Genomic DNA, 18,402 nt, shown 5'->3' on the forward strand with positions numbered 1-18,402 from the left:
TATGAACCTGATCGAGATCCGCGACCTCTGTGTCGCCTTCAACGGCCAGACCGTGGTGAGCAACCTGTGCCTGGACGTGCGCCCTGGCGAATGCCTGGCATTGGTGGGCGAGTCGGGTTCGGGCAAGTCAGTGACCGCCCACTCGATTCTGCAACTGCTGCCTGAGGCCGGCACGCACACCACCGGCTCGGTGAAGTATCGCGGCCAGGAGCTGATCGGCGCCTCGGCGGCCACCTTGCAGAAGTTGCGCGGCAACCGCATTGCGATGATTTTCCAGGAGCCGATGACCTCGCTCAACCCGCTGCACAGCATCGAAAAGCAGATCGGCGAAACCCTGCTGCTGCACAAGGGCCTGGGCGGCAAGGCAGCGCAGGCGCGCATTCTGGAGCTGCTCGAGCTGGTAGGTATTCAGAAGCCGCAAGAGCGACTCAAGGCTTACCCGCATCAACTCTCCGGTGGCCAGCGCCAGCGGGTGATGATCGCCATGGCCCTGGCCTGCGAGCCGGAACTGCTGATTGCCGATGAACCCACCACCGCGCTGGACGTGACCGTGCAACGCAAGATCCTGCTGCTGCTCAAGTCCTTGCAACAACGCCTGGGCATGTCGCTGCTGCTGATCAGCCACGACCTCAACCTGGTGCGCAGCATTGCCCAGCGCGTGTGCGTGATGCGCGCCGGGGAAATTGTCGAGCAGGCCGACTGCGAAACGCTGTTCACGGCGCCGCAACACCCTTACAGCCGCCTGCTGTTGGATGCCGAGCCGGCCGGCGATGCGCTGTGCAGTGATGAACGCGAAACCGTATTGCAAGTTGACGACCTGAGCGTGCAATTCCCCCTCGGCGGCGGGTTGTTCAGGCGCAAAACCTGGCTGCGCGCAGTCGACGGCATCAGCCTTAGCGTGCAGCGCGGCAAGACCTTGGGGATCGTCGGCGAGTCCGGCTCGGGCAAGTCCACACTGGGCCAGGCGATCCTGCGGTTGCTCGATTCCACCGGCAGTATCCGTTTTCAGGGTGAAGCCCTCGACCCGCTGAACAACCAGCAGATGCGCCCCTGGCGCAAGCAGATGCAGGTGGTGTTCCAGGACCCGTTCGGCAGCCTCAGCCCGCGCATGTCGGTGCAGCAGATCATCAGCGAGGGCCTGGAAGTGCATGCGCCCTGCAGCCTGGCCGAGCGTGATGCGCAGGTCACTCAGGTGCTCAAGGATGTAGGGCTCGACCCCGAAAGCCGCCACCGTTACCCGCATGAGTTTTCCGGCGGCCAACGCCAACGCATCGCCATCGCCCGCGCCCTGGTGCTTAAGCCAGCACTGATGCTGCTGGACGAGCCGACCTCGGCCCTCGACCGCACCGTGCAGAAACAAGTGGTGGCGCTGCTGCGTGAACTGCAGGAAAAATACGGCCTGACCTACCTGTTTATCAGCCACGACCTGGCGGTGGTGCGGGCCATGGCCCATGACATGATCGTGATCAAGGACGGCAAGGTGGTGGAGCGCGGCGCGAGCCATGTGGTGTTCGACGCGCCGCAGCATCCTTACACCAAAGAGCTGCTGGCCGCAGCGCACATTCCTTTATGAGATTGTTCCCACGCTCCGCGTGGGAACACAGCCTGGGACGCTCCGCGTCCCGCTCGCCAAGTGACGCGGAGCGTCATGGGAGGCATTCCCACGCAGAGCGTGGGAACGATCACATCACAGGATTCGGCACACATGAACATCAGCGACAGCCTCAAGGACTACCAGCAGGTTCGCGGCCTGGCCATCCAGTCGCTGTTCGAGATTATCGAGCAGTCCAGCGAAGGCACGGTGATTGTCGATCGCGACGCGAATATCGTGTGGATGAACGAGCGCTACGCCAAGCGTTTCGGCCTTAAAAGCGCCGATGAAGCCATCGGCCAGCCGTGCGAGCAGGTGATCTCCAACAGCCTGTTACGCCAGGTGGTGCGCAACGACCAGCCGATTCTGCTGGATATCCAGGACACACCCAAAGGCCCGTTGGTGGTGATGCGCCTGCCGATCCACGATGACGCAGGCGCGGTGATCGGCGCGATCGGGTTTGCGCTGTTCGATGAGCTGCGCAACTTGTCGCCGCTGATCGAGCGCTACCTGAGCATGCAGCAGGAGCTGGCCTCCACCCGTTCGCTGTTGCGATCACGCCAGAGCAAATACAACTTCGCGCATTTTATCGGCACCAGCGCCGCCAGCCTGGAAGTCAAACGCCGGGCGCGGCGCAGTGCGAGTGCCGAGTCGCCAGTGTTGCTGCTGGGTGAGACCGGCACCGGTAAAGAGCTGTTGGCCCAGGCCATCCATGGCGCCTCCACACGCGCCCACAAGGCGTTTGTCAGTATCAACAGCGCGGCCATTCCCGGCGACCTGCTCGAAGCCGAGTTCTTCGGCACCGCACCGGGCGCTTTCACCGGCGCCGACCGCAAGGGCCGCCCCGGCAAATTGCAGATCGCCCAGGGCGGCACACTGTTCCTCGATGAAATCGGCGACATGCCGCTGCCGCTGCAAAGCAAGCTGCTGCGCGTGTTGCAGGAAAAGGAATACGAACCGGTGGGTTCCAACGAGATGGTGCACAGCGATGTACGGGTGATAGCCGCCACGTCCATGGACCTGGAAGCGGCGATCAAGCGCGGCGAGTTCCGGGCGGATCTGTATTACCGCTTAAACGTGCTGCCGATCCAGGTGCCGCCGCTGCGTGAGCGCCTGGAAGATATTCCGGCGTTGACCGAGGCGATTCTTGAGGAACTGCGCAGCCAGCATGAGCTTGACCGCGAAGCCCTGGCGCTGCTGGCGCAGCACGCGTGGCCAGGCAATATCCGTGAGCTGCGCAACGTGTTGGAACGTGCGGCGTTGTTGAGTGATGACCTGGTGCTGGACGCCAGGGAAATTCGTGCGGCGATCGGGACGTTCAGCCCGGTGGCGCGTGGAGCCGCGGAAACGGTGGAGGGCGAGACGTTTGCGGCAGCGCGGGAGCGCTTTGATCGGCAGGTAATTGCGGCGGCGCTCAAGGCCTGTGAAGGCAATGTGGTGGAAGCGGCCAAGCGGCTGGGGCTGGGTAGATCGACCCTGTACAAGAAGATGGTGGCGCTGGGCATCAGCGAATCTCAATAAAGAGACATACATCTCATTAAAAAGACAATCTAATGTGGGAGCGGGCTTGCTCGCGAATGCGGTGTATCAGCCAGCAAAATTGTTGCTGAACCACCGCATTCGCGAGCAAGCCCGCTCCCACATTGGATATGTACTTGTCTCTGATTCGAGACAAAATGCAAAATCTTAGTTATAAAAATTATAAATATGTATATATTTCAATAAGTTAGTTACTTGGCACACATCTCGCTATAGCCCCTCTCCAACGCGTTACCCCCACAAAAATAACAATTCGATCTGGAGACACACCATGAGTGTGATCATTGCCCTGGCAGCCCTCGCGCTGCTAATGCTGGCTGCCTACCGTGGCTACAGCGTTATCCTGTTTGCCCCCATCGCCGCCCTCGGCGCCGTGCTGCTCACCGACCCGTCCGCCGTCGCCCCTGCGTTTACCGGGGTGTTCATGGAGAAAATGGTCGGTTTTATCAAACTGTATTTCCCGGTGTTCCTGCTCGGCGCGGTGTTTGGCAAGCTGATCGAGCTGTCGGGCTTTTCGCGCTCGATTGTGGCCGCCGCCATCCGCTTGCTCGGCACGCGCCAGGCGATGCTAGTGATTGTGCTGGTCTGCGCCCTGCTCACCTACGGCGGCGTGTCGCTGTTTGTGGTGGTGTTTGCGGTGTACCCGTTTGCGGCGGAGATGTTCCGCCAGAGCGATATTCCCAAGCGCCTGATCCCGGCGACCATCGCCCTCGGTGCGTTTTCGTTCACCATGGACGCCCTGCCCGGCACGCCGCAGATCCAGAACATCATCCCCAGCACCTTCTTCAACACCACCGCCTGGGCGGCGCCATGGCTGGGCCTGATCGGCACGGTCTTCGTGTTCTGCACCGGCATGCTCTACCTGGCGCGCCAGCGCAACAAGGCGCAACGCGCCGGTGAAGGCTATGGCACCGAGCTGCGCAATGAGCCGGAAACCGCCGACAACCTGGCGCTGCCCAACCCGTGGATCGCGCTGTCGCCGCTGATTCTGGTGGGCGTGATGAACCTGCTGTTCACCCACTGGATCCCGCAATGGTACGGCAAGACCCACAGCCTCAGCCTGCCGGGCATGAGCACGCCGGTGACCACCGAAATTGCCAAGCTTACGGCGATTTGGGCGGTGCAGGCGGCCTTGCTGGTGGGCATCGTCATGGTGCTGGTGTTCGGCTGGTCGGCGATCAAAAGCAAACTCGCCGAAGGCAGTAAAAGCGCGGTCAGCGGCGCGCTGCTGGCGGCCATGAACACCGCCTCGGAATACGGCTTTGGCGCGGTGATCGCCTCGCTGCCAGGCTTTCTGGTACTGGCGGACTGGCTCAAGGGCATCCCCAACCCGCTGGTCAACGAAGCGATTACCGTGACCTTGCTGGCCGGTATTACTGGCTCCGCGTCGGGCGGCATGAGCATCGCCTTGGCGGCGATGTCCGAGAGCTTTATTTCGGCGGCCCATGCGGCCAATATCCCCCTTGAAGTGCTGCACCGGGTCGCGGCCATGGCCAGCGGCGGCATGGACACCCTGCCCCACAACGGCGCGGTGATCACCCTGCTGGCGGTCACCGGGCTGACCCACCGCGAAGCCTACAAGGACATTTTCGGCATCACGATCATCAAGACCCTCGCGGTCTTCGTGGTGATCGGTACTTTCTACGCCACCGGCATTGTGTGAGGTTTTCATGACGACTTTGAACGGCAAGACCGCCCTGGTTACCGGCTCCACCAGCGGCATCGGTTTGGGCATCGCACTGAGCCTGGCCAAGGCCGGTGCCAACCTGATCCTCAACGGCTTCGGCGACGCCAGTGTGGTGATCGCCCAGGTACAGGCGTTCGGCGGCAAGGTCGGGCATCACCCGGCGGACGTCAGCGACCCGGCGCAGATCGCCGACATGCTTGCCTACGCCGAGCGCGAGTTCGGCGGCGTCGACATTCTGGTCAACAACGCCGGCATTCAGCATGTGGCGGCCGTGGAAGACTTCCCGGTGGAACGCTGGGATTCGATCATCGCGATCAACCTGTCGTCGGTATTCCACAGCACGCGCTTGAGCTTGCCGGGCATGAAGGCCAAGGGCTGGGGGCGCATCGTTAATATCGCTTCGGTGCATGGTTTGGTCGGCTCGGTGGGCAAGGCCGCCTATGTGGCGGCCAAACACGGAGTCATCGGCCTGACCAAGGTGGTGGGCCTGGAGACCGCCACCGGCAACGTCACCTGCAATGCTATCTGCCCAGGCTGGGTGTTGACGCCGTTGGTGCAAAAGCAGATTGATGATCGCGCGGCCAAGGGCATTGATCCGCAGCAGGCGCAGCATGATTTGCTCGCGGAAAAACAGCCGTCGCTGGAGTTTGTGACGCCGCCGCAGTTGGGTGAGTTGGTGTTGTTTCTGTGCAGTGAGGCTGGCGCCCAAGTACGCGGCGCCGCGTGGAACATTGATGGCGGCTGGCTGGCCCAGTAATGATCGTAATGATCGTAATGATCGTTCCCACGCTCCGCGGGGGAATGCAGCCCAGGACGCTCCGCGTCCCAAGAGCGGACGCAGAGCGTCCATAGAGGCATTCCCACGCAGAGCATGGGAACGAGAAGAGGCAACTGTATGTCCGAGATCCTCTGGCAACCCTCCCCCGAACGCATCGCCAACACGCGAATGGACCAGTTCCGGCGCTTCGTCAACCAACGCTACAACCTGCAGCTCGGCGACTACCCCGCGCTGCACCAGTGGAGCATCGACCAGCGCGCCGACTTCTGGCAGGCGATCGTCTCTTTTTTTGAGGTGCAGTTTCGCAGCCCGCCCAGCACCACGCTGATCGAAGGCACGGCAATGCCCAGCGCCGAGTGGTTCCCCGGCGCGACCCTGAACTTTGCCGAACACCTGCTGCGCCGTCGGGATGACCACCCGGCGGTGGTGGCGGTCAGTGAAGACGGCCAGCGCGAACAGCTTAGCTATGCCGAACTGGCCGAGCATGTTGCCGGCTTGCAGCGCAGCTTGCGAGCGGCCGGTGTCACCCAGGGCGACCGCGTGGCCGCGTGCATGCCCAACACCTGGCAAACCCTGGTCGGCATGCTTGCCACCACCAGCCTGGGCGCGATCTGGTCGTGTTCCTCGCCGGACTTCGGCACCCAAGGCGTGATCGACCGCTTCGGCCAGATAGAGCCCAAGGTGTTGATCACCTGCGCGGGCTATCGCTATGCCGGCAAGGACATCGACCAAAGCGCCAAACTCAATGAAATCCTCGAACGCCTGCCGTCCCTGGAACAGCTGATCATCGTACCGTATGCCCGGCCCCAGGCACGCATCGAGGACTACCGCACCCACGCCAGGGTCGCACTGTGGGACGACTTCTACCAACCCGGCGGCGAGCCTGAATTTGTCGCGGTGCCGTTCGATCATCCGCTGTACATCCTTTACTCCAGCGGCACCACCGGCGTGCCCAAATGCATCATCCACGGCACCGGCGGTGTGCTGCTCACCCATCTCAAGGAACACGGCCTGCACGCCGACCTGTCGCGCGAAGATTGCCTGTTCTACTACACCACCTGCGGCTGGATGATGTGGAACTGGCTGGTGTCGGTGCTGGCACTCGGTGCCACGGCGGTACTGTATGACGGCTCGCCGTTTCACCCCGGCCCCGAACGGCTGATCGACCTGATCGACGCGGAAAAAATCAGCGTGTTCGGCACCAGCCCCAAGTTTCTCGCCACCCTGGAAAAGGCCGGCCTGCAACCGCGCCTGAGCCACGATTTAGGCAGCCTCAAGGGCCTGATCTCCACCGGCTCGCCGCTGTCGCCGCAGAGTTACGATTATGTGTACCGCGAGATCAAGGCTGAGCTGTGCCTGTCGTCAATGTCGGGCGGCACCGATATCGTCTCCTGCTTTGTGATCGGCAACCCGGTGCTGCCGGTGCGGCGCGGCGAAATGCAGTGCAAGAGCCTGGCCATGGCCATCGAAGTGTGGGACGACCAGGGCCAGCCGCTGATCGAGGAAAAAGGCGAGTTGGTGTGTACCCGGCATTTTCCGGCCATGCCGATTGGCCTGTGGAATGACCCCGATCAGACCAAACTGCGCGCCGCGTATTTCAGCCAGTTTCCCGGCGTGTGGGCCCAGGGCGATTACGCCGAGCAGCGCGCCAATGGCAGCCTGCTGATTCACGGGCGCTCCGACGCGGTGCTCAACCCTGGCGGTGTGCGCATCGGCACGGCAGAGATTTATCGCCAGGTGGAAAAAGTCCCGCAGGTGCTGGAAAGCCTGGCCATCGGCCAACGCTGGCAGGACGATGTGCGGGTGGTGTTGTTTGTGCGGCTCAATGACGGGGTTGAACTGGATCAAGCCCTGGAGCAGCAGATTCGCCAGGTGATCCGCGCCAACACCACGCCGCGCCATGTACCGGCGAAGATCCTCGCCGTCAGCGACATACCGCGCACCATCAGCGGCAAGATCGTCGAACTGGCAGTGCGTAATGTGGTGCATGGCGAGCCAGTCAAGAACACCGATGCCCTGGCCAATCCGCAGGCGCTGGAACAGTTTCGCAACCGCCCTGAGCTGGCAGACTGATGAAAGGTTTCAGCTTTGACGCACTGATTTGAAGACAAACCCTCAATGCATGCTATTTTTCGGGGGTAGTCAGCCGTTCCCGTCTCGCGGGATAATCGGCTTTTGTCGTATTTCAAAGTGTCAGGTGCAGGGCTTTTACATGAATGGAACATCCACCGGTAGCGAAGCCGCTGCATTGATTGCGCGGCTGGACTGGGCGCAAAGCCCGCTCGGTGAGGCTGATGACTGGCCGCAAAGCCTGCGCACAGCCGTCGATATCGTCATCCATTCACCGATGCCGATGTTGCTGCTGTGGGGCAGCCAACTCATCCAGTTGTACAACGATGGCTTTGCCCTGCTCGCGGGCAACAAGCATCCCGAGGCGCTGGGCCAACCGGCCCATGACACCTGGCCGGAGCTTGAGAGTTTTACTGCGCCGATCTACGACGCAGTGCTCGGCGGCCAAGTGCGCACCTTCAGCGAACAGCGCTTTGTGCTGCAACGCAATAACCGCGACACCGACATCTGGCTCGACCTCACCTACAGCCCGGTGCGCGACGAAGGCGGCAGCGTGGCCGGGATCCTGGTCACTGCCATTGAGACCAACGAGCGCCGCAGCAAAACCCTCGAACTGCAGCAGCGCTCCGAAGACAGCCTCAAGGCCCAGCACAACAGCGAACAACGCCTGCAACTGGCCCTGGCAGCGACCGATGCGGTGGGCACCTGGGACTGGGACATCGGCGAGGATCGCTTTATCGCTGACGCCCACTTCGCCCATTTGCACGGCGTCGACCCGAATGACGCCGGCCTCTTGCCCATCAGCGACTACCTGCACGGCGTACACCCTGAAGACCGTGGCATGGTCGCGCGCAGCATCAAACATTGCATCACCTTCGGCACCGAATACGCCGAGGAATACCGACTGCTGCAAGCCGACGGCCAGGTGCGCTGGGTGTTTGCCCGTGGCCGCTGCTACAAGGACCACCAAGGCCGCCCGGCGCGCTTCCTGGGTGCCGCGCTGGACCTGACCGAGCGCAAGCAGACCGAACAGGCGCTGCGCCAAAGCCAGACCGAGCTGCAACTGATCATCAACGCCATGCCGGTGCTGATCGGTTACGTCGACCACGAACAACGCTTTCGCCTCAACAACAGCGCCTACCTGGAATGGTACGGCATGACGCCCCAGGAGCTGTACGGCAAAAGCATCCGCGAAGTGCTGGGCGACGAGGTGTATGCCGGGCGCGCGGACAAGATCGACGCCGCGCTGCGCGGCAAGGCCTGCAGTTTCATGACCATCACCCCGCACCGCGACGGCCGGCCGCGCCACGCGCTGATGAAGTACTTGCCGCGCTTCAGCAATGACGGCTCGGTGAATGGTTTCTACATTTTTGTGATCGATGAGACCGAACGCAAACTCACCGAAGAAGCCCTGCGCCACCTCAATGAAAACCTTGAAGAGCGCGTGGCCCAGCGCACCCAGGCACTGGCCGAGGCCAACCAGCGCCTGCAAAACGAGATGTTCGAGCGTGAGCGCGCCGAAGACGCCCTGCGCCATGCGCAAAAAATGGAAGCGGTCGGCCAGCTCACGGGGGGCATTGCCCATGACTTCAACAATATGCTCACCGGCATTATTGGCAGTCTGGACTTGATGCAGCGCTATATCGCCGCCGGGCGCAGCGACGAAATCGGCCGCTTTACCGACGCGGCGGTGTCGTCCGCCCATCGCGCCGCCGCACTCACCCACCGGCTGCTGGCGTTCTCCCGCAGGCAGTCGCTGGACCGCCGGCCGCTGGACCCGAACGAGCTGGTGGCGTCCCTGGAAGACTTGTTCCGGCGCACCAAAGGCGCGCATATCACGCTCAAAGTGCAATTGGGCAAGGATATCTGGCCGGTCAACACCGACGCCAGCCAGCTGGAAAATGCCTTGCTCAACCTGGTGATCAACGCGCGCGACGCGATGCCGGACGGCGGCGAATTACTCATCGAAACCGCCAACAGTTACCTGGACGGCACCGATATCACCACGCTGGAGCCGGTCAAAGCCGGCGACTACGTGATGCTCGGTGTCTGCGATAACGGTACCGGCATGGCGCCGAAGATTCTGGCCAAGGCGTTCGACCCGTTCTTCACCACCAAGCCCATCGGCCAGGGCACCGGCCTGGGGTTGTCGATGATCTACGGCTTTGCCCAGCAGTCCGGCGGCCATGTGACGATTCAAAGCGAACCCGGCCAGGGCACGTGCGTGCGCCTGTACCTGCCGCGCCTGCATGGCACTGCGCTGGAAAGCAGCTTGCCGCCGAACCTCGGCGAAGCGCCGTTGGCACTCGCCGGTGAAGCGGTGGTGGTGGTCGAGGATGACCCGGCGGTGCGCATGCTGGTGGTCAATGTGCTCGGTGAGCTGGGCTACACCGCCCATCAGGCGGCGGATGCACGCACCGCGCTGCCGTTGCTGGAATCGGATCTGCGTGTGGACCTGCTGGTCACCGATGTCGGCCTGCCGGGCATGAACGGCCGACAGTTGGCGGAAATCGCCCGTCAGCACCGGCCGGGCCTACGCGTATTGTTCATGACCGGTTACGCCGAACAAGCCGCCGAACGCCAGGGCTTCCTGGAGGACGGCATGGACATGGTGGCCAAGCCGTTTTCCATCGACCTGCTGGCGACTAAAATCCGCAGCATGATCAACGTTGACGAATGAGTTCAGGCATAATCGCGCGCCGTCGCACACCTGGTAGAACGTTATGAAAGCCCAAGCCCGTCATATTCTGGTGAAAACCAGCGAAGAAGCCGAACAGCTCAAGCAGCGCATTGCCAAGGGCGAAGCGTTTGATGTGCTGGCCAAAAAGTACTCCACCTGCCCGTCCGGCAAGCGCGGCGGTGATTTGGGTGAAGTGCGGCCTGGGCAGATGGTGGGGGTGATTGATGCGGTGATCTTCAAGAAGCCGGTGAAAGTGGTGCACGGGCCGATCAAGAGCAAGTTCGGCTATCACCTGGTGCAGGTGTTTTACCGCGACTGAGGGGTTGGCCCAGGACCGCTATCGCAGGCAAGCCAGCTCCCACACCTGAGCGCATTTCAACTGGAGAAATGCAGTCAAATGTGGGAGCTGGCTTGCCTGCGAACCGCCGCAGGCGGCCATTCACCGAGAGATCAAAGCCCCTGGCACCTGAATCACCCGGCTCGCCAGCCGATGCCCAGCCACCGCCGCCTGCTCAGGCGAACCGCCCGTGAGCCGACTGGCCAAATACGCCGCACTGAACGAATCCCCCGCCGCCGTGGTGTCCACCACCTTCTCGACCTTCAACGCCGGCACCGCAAAGCGCTCGCCATCACAACGGATCAAACACTCATCCGCGCCGCGCTTGAGCACCACTTCTGCAATCGCCGGGTACGCCGCAAACACCTGCTCGCTGTCGGCATAACCAAACAGCGCCCGCTCGTCATCCTCGGTCAGCAAGGCGATATCCACCTCGGCCAACACCTGGTGATACGCCGCGCGCGCCGCGTCGACACTCGCCCACAGGCGCGGGCGATAGTTGTTGTCGAACACCACCCGGCCGCCGCGCTTGCGGGTGTCGACCAGGGTTTGCAGCAAGCGCTCACGCCCGACTTCACCCAGTATCGCCAGGGTGATGCCGCTGAAATACACCACGTCGTAGTTCGGCAAGGCCGCCAGGATCGGTTCGGCTGCCGGCGTGGTGAAGCAGTCGCGCACCGCGGCTTCGTTGCGCCAGTAGAGGAATTTGCGCTCGCCATTGGCGTCGGTCTGGATGCAGTACAGCCCCGGTAAACGTCCGGGCAGGCGCTGGACCATGCCCAGGCCGAGGCCTTCATCGGTCCATTGCTGGCACATGGCATCGCTGAAACTGTCATCGCCCAGGGCGGTCACGTAATCGACCGTGCCGACCGCGCCCAACTCGCGGCGCAGGTACACCGCCGCGTTCAAGGTGTCGCCGCCGAAGCTTTGTTGCAGGCTGCCATCGGCGCGGTGTTGCAGTTCGATCATGCATTCGCCGATCAGGGCGATGCGGGGGTTTGTGTTCATGCCTGGGGACTCTTGGTGTGTGGGAGGGCCGCATCGCAGGCAAGCCAGCTCCCACAGTTGGAATGCATTTCAACTGTGGGAACTCGGTCAAATGTGGGAGCTGGCTTGCCTGCGATGGCCACGACGCGGTCTAGAAGCAGGTATGCAAGGATTCAATGACCTGCAACTGCTCATCCACCAGGCAACCCACCTGCCACTTGTCGAACGTCAGGCATGGGTGCGAAGTACCGAATGAAATAATATCGCCAATACGCAACTCAACCCCCGGTGCCACCGTCATGAACGCATGCTGGTCCATCACCGCCGTGACTTTACACGTGGTCACATCATCGCCTTCAGCCGGCACAATCCCGGCCTTGTAGCGCTTGAGCGGCACCGGCAAACCAGCGTCGTAGGCCACGTCGCGCTTGCCCAGGGCAACCACCGCAAAGCCAGGCTCGGGCAACGATTGCACGTGTGCCCAGACTTCCAGGGCCGGGCGCAGGCCTTCGTTGAGGTCGCTGCGACGGTCGAGCACGCAGCACTGCGCCTCTTTGTAGATGCCATGGTCGTGGGCCACGTAGCTGCCGGGGCGCAACACACTGAGGAAACGGCCAGCGGCGTTTTGCGCTTCAAACGATTCGGCAATCAGGTCGTACCAGGCCGAGCCCGAGGCGGTGATGATCGGCTTGGGCAAGTCGAACGCGCCATTGTTTTGCAGGTCCACGGCCAGGCGCACCAGGCTGGCGGCGAAGTCACGGATGCCGCTGACGGCGTGTTCGCCGTGGATCACACCTTCGTAGCCTTCAATACCGGTCAGGGCCAGGGCCGGCTGGGCCTTGATCGCCTTGGCCAGCTCACGCACTTGCTGCTCGCTGCGGCACCCGCAACGGCCGCCGACCACGCCGTATTCGATCATCACGTTCAGGCGCAGGCCACGGGCGGCGAAGAACAGCCCCAGGTCGGCGACGTTGTCCGGGTGATCGACCATGCAGTGGAAGTCAAACTCCGGGTCCGCCAGCAGGTCGGCAATCAACGCCATGTTCGGCGCGCCCACCAACTGGTTGGCCATCAACACGCGGCGCACGCCACCGGCATAGGCAGCGCGGGTCTGCACGGCATTGGCCAGGGTGATACCCCAGGCGCCCGCCTCGATCTGACGCTGGAACAGCGCCGGCATCATGCTGGTTTTGCCATGGGGCGCGAGCTGCGCGCCGCTGTTGCTGACAAACGCCTGCATCCAGCGAATGTTGTGTTCCAGCGCGTCACGGTGCAGCACCAAGGCCGGCAGGCTGACGTCGCGCACCAAGTGGGCACCGACGGCAGCGGCGCCTTTTTCAACGGCATTGAGGGCAGACATGAAGTACTCCTATTCGTTGATACGCCGGGCCAGGTGGTTGGCGCTGTCGATCAACACCCGGCGATAGTCGTTGTAGTTTTTGATCGCATCGGCGCGCGGTGCAACGATGCACAAGGTCGCAATGCTGATGCCCTGCGCGTCCCGCACCGGGGCGGCAAAGCAATGGGTGAAGGTGTCGGCCACGCTGTCGAAGGAGAAAAACCCATCGAGGGTGGCCTGACGAATTTGTGCCAGGAAGGTTTCCAGTGGCAGACGCTGGCCGTCCGGCAGGATGAAGTCGTCGTAGTCGATCAGGTCGATGATCTGCTGGTCGCTCAAGTGCCCCAGCAACAAGCGCCCGGAGGCGGTCCAGGGGATTGGCGCGTTTTCGCCGATGTCCGAGGAAATACGAAAATGCCGCTCACCTTCGCGCATCAGCGCCACCGTGTATTTGCGCCCGTTAAGCAGGCACATCTGCGCGGTTTCATGGGTCTGGCTGACGATCTCCTGCAAGGCGTGGTCGGCCTCGCGGGTCAGGTCGAAATGGCGCAGGTGCGCCTGGCCGAGAAAGTACAGCTGGCGGCCGAGGTAGACGTGACCATCCTTGCCCACCGTTTCCAGAATGCGCCGCTCCAGCAAGGAAGCAACCAGTTCATAGACCGTGGATTTGGGGCTGCCGATGCCACTGGCAATATCATTCGGGCGCAGGGGCTGGCCGATTTCCTTGAGAAAATCGAGGATATCGAATGCACGATCCAGTCCTTTGGCGCGGCGTTTGATGGTGTCTTCGGTCATGGCAGTCGTCGGTCTCTATTGATCGTTCCCACGCTCTGCGTGGGAATGCATACCGTGACGCTCTGCGTCACACAAGCGGACGCAGAGCGTCCAGGGCGGCGTTCCCACGCGGAGCGTGGGAACGATCATTTAGCCTTTTTTCTTGTAGGCCACGCAATCGATCTCGACCTTGCAGTCCACCATCATGTTGGCCTGCACACAGGCGCGTGCCGGGGCGTGTTCCGGGGTGAAGTACTCGCCGAACACTTTGTTGAAACTCCAGAAGTCCCGTGGGTCTTCCAGCCAGACGCCGACGCGCACCACATCTTTGAGTTCGTAACCGGCTTCTTCCAGAATCGCCACCACGTTGCGCATGGTCTGACGGGTTTGTTCGATGATACCGCCGGTGATGATTTCACCGTCCACCGCCGGCACCTGGCCCGAGACGTAGAGCCAGCCGTCGGCTTCCACGGCGCGAGCGAAAGGACGCGGCTGGCCGCCGCCGGCAGTGCTACCTGCACCGTAACGAGTAATGCTCATAAAAATTGCTCCTGATTAAAAACGAATGTTCTTCAAAAATTCCGCCAGGCGCGGCGATTGCGGGCGTTCAAAAATCTCCTTCGGCGCGCCCTGCTCTTCAATGCGGCCCTGGTTCATGAAGACGATCTTGTCCGACACTTCATAGGCAAAGCGCATTTCGTGGGTGACCAGCAACATGGTCATGCCCTCTTCCGCCAGGCCCTTGATCACACTGAGCACCTCCCCCACCAACTCCGGGTCGAGGGCCGAGGTGACTTCATCAAACAGCATCAGGCTGGGGTTCATGGCAATGGCGCGGGCAATCGCCACACGCTGTTGCTGGCCGCCGGAAAGTTGACCGGGGAAGTGATTGCGACGTTCCAGCAGGCCCACGCGGTCCAGCCATTTTTCGGCCAGGGCCACGGCTTCATCCTTGCCCATCTTCTTGACCTTGAGCAGGCCGAGGGTGACGTTTTGCAACGCCGTCAGATGCGGAAACAGGTTGAATTGCTGGAAGGCCATGCCGGTCATCGCGCGGTGCTGGGCAATCACCCGCTCGGGGTGGCGCACGCGTTTGCCGGCGATTTCGCTGTAGCCGATGGACTCGCCGTCCAGGCTGATCTGCCCGCCCTGGAACTCTTCGAGCAGGTTGACGCAACGCAGCAAGGTGGTCTTGCCCGAGCCGCTGGAGCCGATCAACGTCACCACGTTGCCGCGCTGCATGGACAGGTCGACGCCCTTGAGCACTTCGACCTGGCCATATTGTTTACGCAGGCCACGAATGTTCAGCAGCGGTTGGTTGGTTTGAGGTTGGTTCATGGCAAGGCCACCCGCTTTTCAATGTAGCGCCCGAATAACTCGATGGCGTAGTTGATGACAAAGAACAGAAACCCGGCGAACAGGTAGAACTCCAGGGTCATGAAGGTACGTGCGATGACTTGCTGGGTGCTGAGCAGCAATTCGGCCACGCCGATCACCGAGAGCAAAGTCGAGGCCTTGACGATTTCAGTGGAGGAATTGACCCAGGTCGGCAGGATCTGGCGCAATGCCTGGGGCAACAGCACGTAGGCCAGCGACTGTTTGAATGTCAGCCCAATCGCCTTGCCCGCTTCCAGTTGCCCACGGGGAATAGCTTGCAGCGCGCCGCGCACGATTTCCGAGACGTGGGAGCCACAGAACAACGTCAACCCGACCGCACCGGCCTGGAACGCGGTGATCTGCCAACCCAGCGCCGGCAGCATGTAGAAACACGCCAGCACCAGCACAAACACCGGTGTACCGCGCACCAGGTCGACATACAGACGAAACGGCGCGCGCATCCAGAACTTGCCGTAGGTGAGGATCAACCCGGCAAAAATGCCGATCAGCGTGCCAAAGATAATCGCCAGCACCGAACAATAAATACTGGTTTGAAACCCCGCCCAGAGGGTATCCCGGGCGATCCACAACTCATGCAGCCAGCTTGGGGACTCGTACATGCAAACCCTCCTTAACGACGGATCGCCAGACGCTGTTCCAGGTAACGGAGCAGCATGGCAATGAGGTAACAGGCCGCCACATAGAGCGCAGTCGTGACCATCCAGGTTTCAATCACCCGGTAGCTTTCGACATTGATCTTGCGGGCGTAATAGGTCAGCTCCGGCACCGCAATCGCGGCCGCCAGCGACGTGTCCTTGAACAGCGAAATAAAGTTGTTCGACAGCGCCGGCAACACGTTGCGCAGCATCACCGGCACGGTGATGTAGGCGCGAATACGCCACTCACCCAAACCGATGGCCAAACCGGCTTCACGCAGGCCCTTGGGAATATTCAACAGCCCGGCGCGGAATACTTCGGTCAGGTAAGCACCGGCATACAGCGACAGGGTGATGATGAACGAGGGGATCTTGTCGAGCCGAATGCCCAGCGAGGGCAGTGCAAAGTAGATCAACAGGATCAGCACGAGGATTGGCGTATTGCGGATCACCGTCACATACACCGAGGCGAAGATCCGCAACGCCCGGTGTTTGGACAGCATCGCAAACGCCATCATCAGGCCGATCACGCAACCGATGGCGATCGACAGCAAGGCCAGTTCAAGGCCCAGGCCGAGCCCCGCCAGCAAGCTGGGGAAATCACGCCACACGGCGGCAAAGTTCAACTGATAGTTCATGGTCGGCAGTACCTGATCGGGGCGCCGTCAGCGACGCCCCAGGATTTACGATTTACTTGAACTCAACCGGGAAACCGATCGCAGGTTCCGGCAAATCCACACCGAACCATTGTTTGAACGAGGCTTTGTAGGCAGGGAATTCCACGCCGGTCATGGCTTCATGCAGCGCGGTGTTGACGAAGTTCAGCCAGTCCTGATCGCCACGCTTGACCGCGCACGCGTAGGTTTGCGGGCTCCAGGCGTAGGTCGGGCTGCGGTAGCGGCCTGGGTTTTGCACCATCAGGTACTTGACCGAGGACTGGTCAGTGGCGGCGGCATCGGCACGGCCGGAGTTCACCGCCTGGTACATCAAGTCGACGCTGTCGTACTGGTCGACCTTGGCTTTAGGCAGGGCCTGGTGCACCAGCTCTTCGGCATACACGTTTTGCAGCACGGCCACGGTCACGCTATCGCCGGCGGCTTGCAGGTCTTCGATTTCTTTGTATTTGCTGTTGTTCGGCAGCAACAGGCCCACGCCTTCGCGGTAGTACGGCAGGGTAAAGGCAACCTGCTGCGCACGGCTGGCGGTGACGGTGATGAACTGGCAACTCATGTCGACCTTGTCGGTCAGCAGGTTGGGAATACGCGCGTCGGACGACTGCACCACAAACTCAACCTTGCTTGGGTCGTTGAACAACCCTTTAGCCACGATACGGCCGATGTCGATATCAAAACCCTGCAACTTGCCATCCGCTCCCTGGAAGTGCCACGGCGCATTGGTACTGCCTGTACCCACGATGAGATGCCCACGCTTGAGCACATCATCGAGCTTGCTGTCCGCCGCGTGCACAACGCTTGCGAGGGAAGCCGATGCGGCGAAGAGAAAAACACACGCTTTAAACACGGAAGGTCGGTGATGCATGACAAGCACTCCAGGAGTTGTGTATTCCGCTATACCGGAACTTAGTATGTAACAACGGAATAGACAGCAGAAAGTGTGCCACACGCGCTAACAGAAAAAAATGACAGGAATAAATTCGTTTTAAATCAGATAGATAGTTAACAGGTCAGGATGCGGCGCTACGCCAGCATTTCGACCCTGCTTGCTACCCAAGGCCCCACACACCGGTGACAGGCCCCAATCGAGTGCGCCACAACGGTGTTACCGCGCACCCTTGCAGTGCGCGCGCGCCGTGGATAAATCCTCACACTGGACTAGCCTTTGCACATCCACGCCAACAAGGACGCCCTTGCCCATGAAGCTCAGTCTCGCTCTGGTTCTGCTTTCATTGCTGGCTGCCGGCAGCGCTTCGGCCGCCAACGATCGCCACGACTGCAAAGAAGAACTGCAAAAGCTCAAGGAAGCCTTCGACACTGACTACACCAGCCAGAACCACCACGGATACCGGCGGGCCAAGGCCTCAAGGGATAACGAGGAATACAGGAAGTGCGCGAGCCAGGCGCGCAAGGCCCGCGAGCGCGTGGAGCGTGATAGCAAAGCTTAAGCGCCGCACCTGTCAGAGTTGACAGTAGACGCAGGTGATCACTCTATTTATCGTGACTACAAACCAGCCTGATCAGGCTGACAGGAGGTCGCCATGAGTGAAACACCAACAGCCGCCGAAAACTACGACAGCTTTCAACGTGCCCTGAAAGAACATCCGCTGGTTATCGTGCTGTTCAAGTCTCAACACTGCCAGCTATGCATGGGGCTCGGTCCCAGCTTTAAACAAATTGCCGAGAAGTACGCAGATAGTGTGAAAAGCCTGATCTTCGACACTGAAGATATCTCGAAGGTGGAGGGGGTTGAGGGAACCCCCGCACTCATTGTGTACCAAAATGGCGAGGCGGTTGAAACACTCGTGGGAATTGGCTTGCCAGGTGACCAGCAGAAAGCCGTCCTGGAAGAGGTGTTCGACGAGTACGCCAACACCCCAGTGCCTTCTCAGGACAACTCTGATCAACCCCTG

Annotated in this window: 17 protein-coding genes; 9 read left to right on the forward strand and 8 right to left on the reverse strand. The window is 61.3% G+C overall.

What is annotated here, in order from left to right:
• The first annotated feature begins 1 nt into the window (after position 1).
• The 7 genes from K0H48_RS02920 (at position 2) to K0H48_RS02950 (ending at position 10,664) form a co-directional block, all read left to right on the forward strand.
• Positions 2-1,573, forward strand: a complete 1,572-nt coding sequence (locus K0H48_RS02920; RefSeq protein WP_219266333.1) for an ABC transporter ATP-binding protein — start codon at positions 2-4, stop codon at positions 1,571-1,573.
• A 132-nt stretch (positions 1,574-1,705) separates the two neighbouring features.
• On the forward strand, positions 1,706-3,112 hold the full coding sequence (locus K0H48_RS02925) for a sigma-54-dependent Fis family transcriptional regulator (protein ID WP_219266334.1): 1,407 nt from the start codon (positions 1,706-1,708) through the stop codon (positions 3,110-3,112).
• A 289-nt stretch (positions 3,113-3,401) separates the two neighbouring features.
• Positions 3,402-4,793, forward strand: a complete 1,392-nt coding sequence (locus tag K0H48_RS02930; RefSeq protein WP_219266335.1) for a GntP family permease — start codon at positions 3,402-3,404, stop codon at positions 4,791-4,793.
• Between the two features lie 7 nt (positions 4,794-4,800).
• Positions 4,801-5,574: a 3-hydroxybutyrate dehydrogenase gene (locus K0H48_RS02935; RefSeq protein WP_219266336.1), complete on the forward strand. Its 774-nt coding sequence runs from the start codon at positions 4,801-4,803 to the stop codon at positions 5,572-5,574.
• A 138-nt stretch (positions 5,575-5,712) separates the two neighbouring features.
• On the forward strand, positions 5,713-7,668 hold the full coding sequence (locus tag K0H48_RS02940) for an acetoacetate--CoA ligase (protein ID WP_219266337.1): 1,956 nt from the start codon (positions 5,713-5,715) through the stop codon (positions 7,666-7,668).
• Positions 7,669-7,807: 139 nt separating this feature from the next.
• Positions 7,808-10,345, forward strand: coding sequence for a PAS domain-containing sensor histidine kinase (locus K0H48_RS02945; RefSeq protein ID WP_219266338.1), 2,538 nt, complete (start codon positions 7,808-7,810; stop codon positions 10,343-10,345).
• A 43-nt stretch (positions 10,346-10,388) separates the two neighbouring features.
• Positions 10,389-10,664, forward strand: coding sequence for a peptidylprolyl isomerase (locus K0H48_RS02950; protein WP_010564624.1), 276 nt, complete (start codon positions 10,389-10,391; stop codon positions 10,662-10,664).
• A 120-nt stretch (positions 10,665-10,784) separates the two neighbouring features.
• Here the strand turns inward: K0H48_RS02950 and K0H48_RS02955 are convergent, their stop codons facing one another.
• The 8 genes from K0H48_RS02955 to K0H48_RS02990 all read right to left on the reverse strand — a co-directional run bounded on the left by K0H48_RS02955 (position 10,785) and on the right by K0H48_RS02990 (position 17,354).
• Positions 10,785-11,690, reverse strand: a complete 906-nt coding sequence (locus K0H48_RS02955) for a sugar kinase (RefSeq protein WP_219266339.1) — start codon at positions 11,688-11,690, stop codon at positions 10,785-10,787.
• A 130-nt stretch (positions 11,691-11,820) separates the two neighbouring features.
• On the reverse strand, positions 11,821-13,029 hold the full coding sequence (locus K0H48_RS02960) for an amino acid deaminase (protein ID WP_219266340.1): 1,209 nt from the start codon (positions 13,027-13,029) through the stop codon (positions 11,821-11,823).
• A 9-nt stretch (positions 13,030-13,038) separates the two neighbouring features.
• The gene (locus tag K0H48_RS02965) at positions 13,039-13,803 is read right to left on the reverse strand and encodes an IclR family transcriptional regulator (protein WP_138815747.1); all 765 of its coding nucleotides are present in this window, start codon (positions 13,801-13,803) and stop codon (positions 13,039-13,041) included.
• Between the two features lie 129 nt (positions 13,804-13,932).
• Positions 13,933-14,322 (reverse strand): RidA family protein, encoded by a 390-nt coding sequence (locus tag K0H48_RS02970; protein WP_010210958.1) that lies wholly within the window; start codon positions 14,320-14,322, stop codon positions 13,933-13,935.
• Positions 14,323-14,337: 15 nt separating this feature from the next.
• A complete protein-coding gene (locus K0H48_RS02975) occupies positions 14,338-15,120 on the reverse strand; it encodes an amino acid ABC transporter ATP-binding protein (RefSeq protein WP_056859508.1) in 783 nt (260 codons plus the stop codon).
• Positions 15,117-15,779, reverse strand: coding sequence for an amino acid ABC transporter permease (locus tag K0H48_RS02980; RefSeq protein ID WP_138815746.1), 663 nt, complete (start codon positions 15,777-15,779; stop codon positions 15,117-15,119). Before K0H48_RS02980 ends, K0H48_RS02975 begins: the two co-directional genes overlap by 4 nt.
• 11 nt (positions 15,780-15,790) lie before the next feature.
• Positions 15,791-16,453, reverse strand: coding sequence for an amino acid ABC transporter permease (locus K0H48_RS02985; protein ID WP_138815745.1), 663 nt, complete (start codon positions 16,451-16,453; stop codon positions 15,791-15,793).
• Between the two features lie 52 nt (positions 16,454-16,505).
• The gene (locus K0H48_RS02990) at positions 16,506-17,354 is read right to left on the reverse strand and encodes a transporter substrate-binding domain-containing protein (protein WP_138815744.1); all 849 of its coding nucleotides are present in this window, start codon (positions 17,352-17,354) and stop codon (positions 16,506-16,508) included.
• Positions 17,355-17,688: 334 nt separating this feature from the next.
• On the opposite strand from K0H48_RS02990, the gene K0H48_RS02995 reads away from it, so the two are divergent.
• A complete protein-coding gene (locus tag K0H48_RS02995; RefSeq protein WP_219266341.1) occupies positions 17,689-17,937 on the forward strand; it encodes a hypothetical protein in 249 nt (82 codons plus the stop codon).
• Between the two features lie 93 nt (positions 17,938-18,030).
• On the forward strand, positions 18,031-18,402 hold a 372-nt coding region (locus tag K0H48_RS03000; RefSeq protein ID WP_219266342.1), incomplete at its 3' end, for a co-chaperone YbbN.

The sequence above is a fragment of the Pseudomonas sp. Xaverov 259 genome (assembly GCF_019352915.1).
Taxonomy (GTDB): domain Bacteria; phylum Pseudomonadota; class Gammaproteobacteria; order Pseudomonadales; family Pseudomonadaceae; genus Aquipseudomonas.

Bases quoted from the DNA above. Each gene is read 5' to 3' on its own strand.
- K0H48_RS02920 (WP_219266333.1), top strand. From the start codon at position 2: ATGAACCTGATCGAGATCCGCGACCTCTGTGTCGCCTTCAACGGCCAG.
- K0H48_RS02925 (WP_219266334.1), top strand. From the start codon at position 1,706: ATGAACATCAGCGACAGCCTCAAGGACTACCAGCAGGTTCGCGGCCTG.
- K0H48_RS02930 (WP_219266335.1), top strand. From the start codon at position 3,402: ATGAGTGTGATCATTGCCCTGGCAGCCCTCGCGCTGCTAATGCTGGCT.
- K0H48_RS02935 (WP_219266336.1), top strand. From the start codon at position 4,801: ATGACGACTTTGAACGGCAAGACCGCCCTGGTTACCGGCTCCACCAGC.
- K0H48_RS02940 (WP_219266337.1), top strand. From the start codon at position 5,713: ATGTCCGAGATCCTCTGGCAACCCTCCCCCGAACGCATCGCCAACACG.
- K0H48_RS02945 (WP_219266338.1), top strand. From the start codon at position 7,808: ATGAATGGAACATCCACCGGTAGCGAAGCCGCTGCATTGATTGCGCGG.
- K0H48_RS02950 (WP_010564624.1), top strand. From the start codon at position 10,389: ATGAAAGCCCAAGCCCGTCATATTCTGGTGAAAACCAGCGAAGAAGCC.
- K0H48_RS02955 (WP_219266339.1), bottom strand. From the start codon at position 11,690: ATGAACACAAACCCCCGCATCGCCCTGATCGGCGAATGCATGATCGAA.
- K0H48_RS02960 (WP_219266340.1), bottom strand. From the start codon at position 13,029: ATGTCTGCCCTCAATGCCGTTGAAAAAGGCGCCGCTGCCGTCGGTGCC.
- K0H48_RS02965 (WP_138815747.1), bottom strand. From the start codon at position 13,803: ATGACCGAAGACACCATCAAACGCCGCGCCAAAGGACTGGATCGTGCA.
- K0H48_RS02970 (WP_010210958.1), bottom strand. From the start codon at position 14,322: ATGAGCATTACTCGTTACGGTGCAGGTAGCACTGCCGGCGGCGGCCAG.
- K0H48_RS02975 (WP_056859508.1), bottom strand. From the start codon at position 15,120: ATGAACCAACCTCAAACCAACCAACCGCTGCTGAACATTCGTGGCCTG.
- K0H48_RS02980 (WP_138815746.1), bottom strand. From the start codon at position 15,779: ATGTACGAGTCCCCAAGCTGGCTGCATGAGTTGTGGATCGCCCGGGAT.
- K0H48_RS02985 (WP_138815745.1), bottom strand. From the start codon at position 16,453: ATGAACTATCAGTTGAACTTTGCCGCCGTGTGGCGTGATTTCCCCAGC.
- K0H48_RS02990 (WP_138815744.1), bottom strand. From the start codon at position 17,354: ATGCATCACCGACCTTCCGTGTTTAAAGCGTGTGTTTTTCTCTTCGCC.
- K0H48_RS02995 (WP_219266341.1), top strand. From the start codon at position 17,689: ATGAAGCTCAGTCTCGCTCTGGTTCTGCTTTCATTGCTGGCTGCCGGC.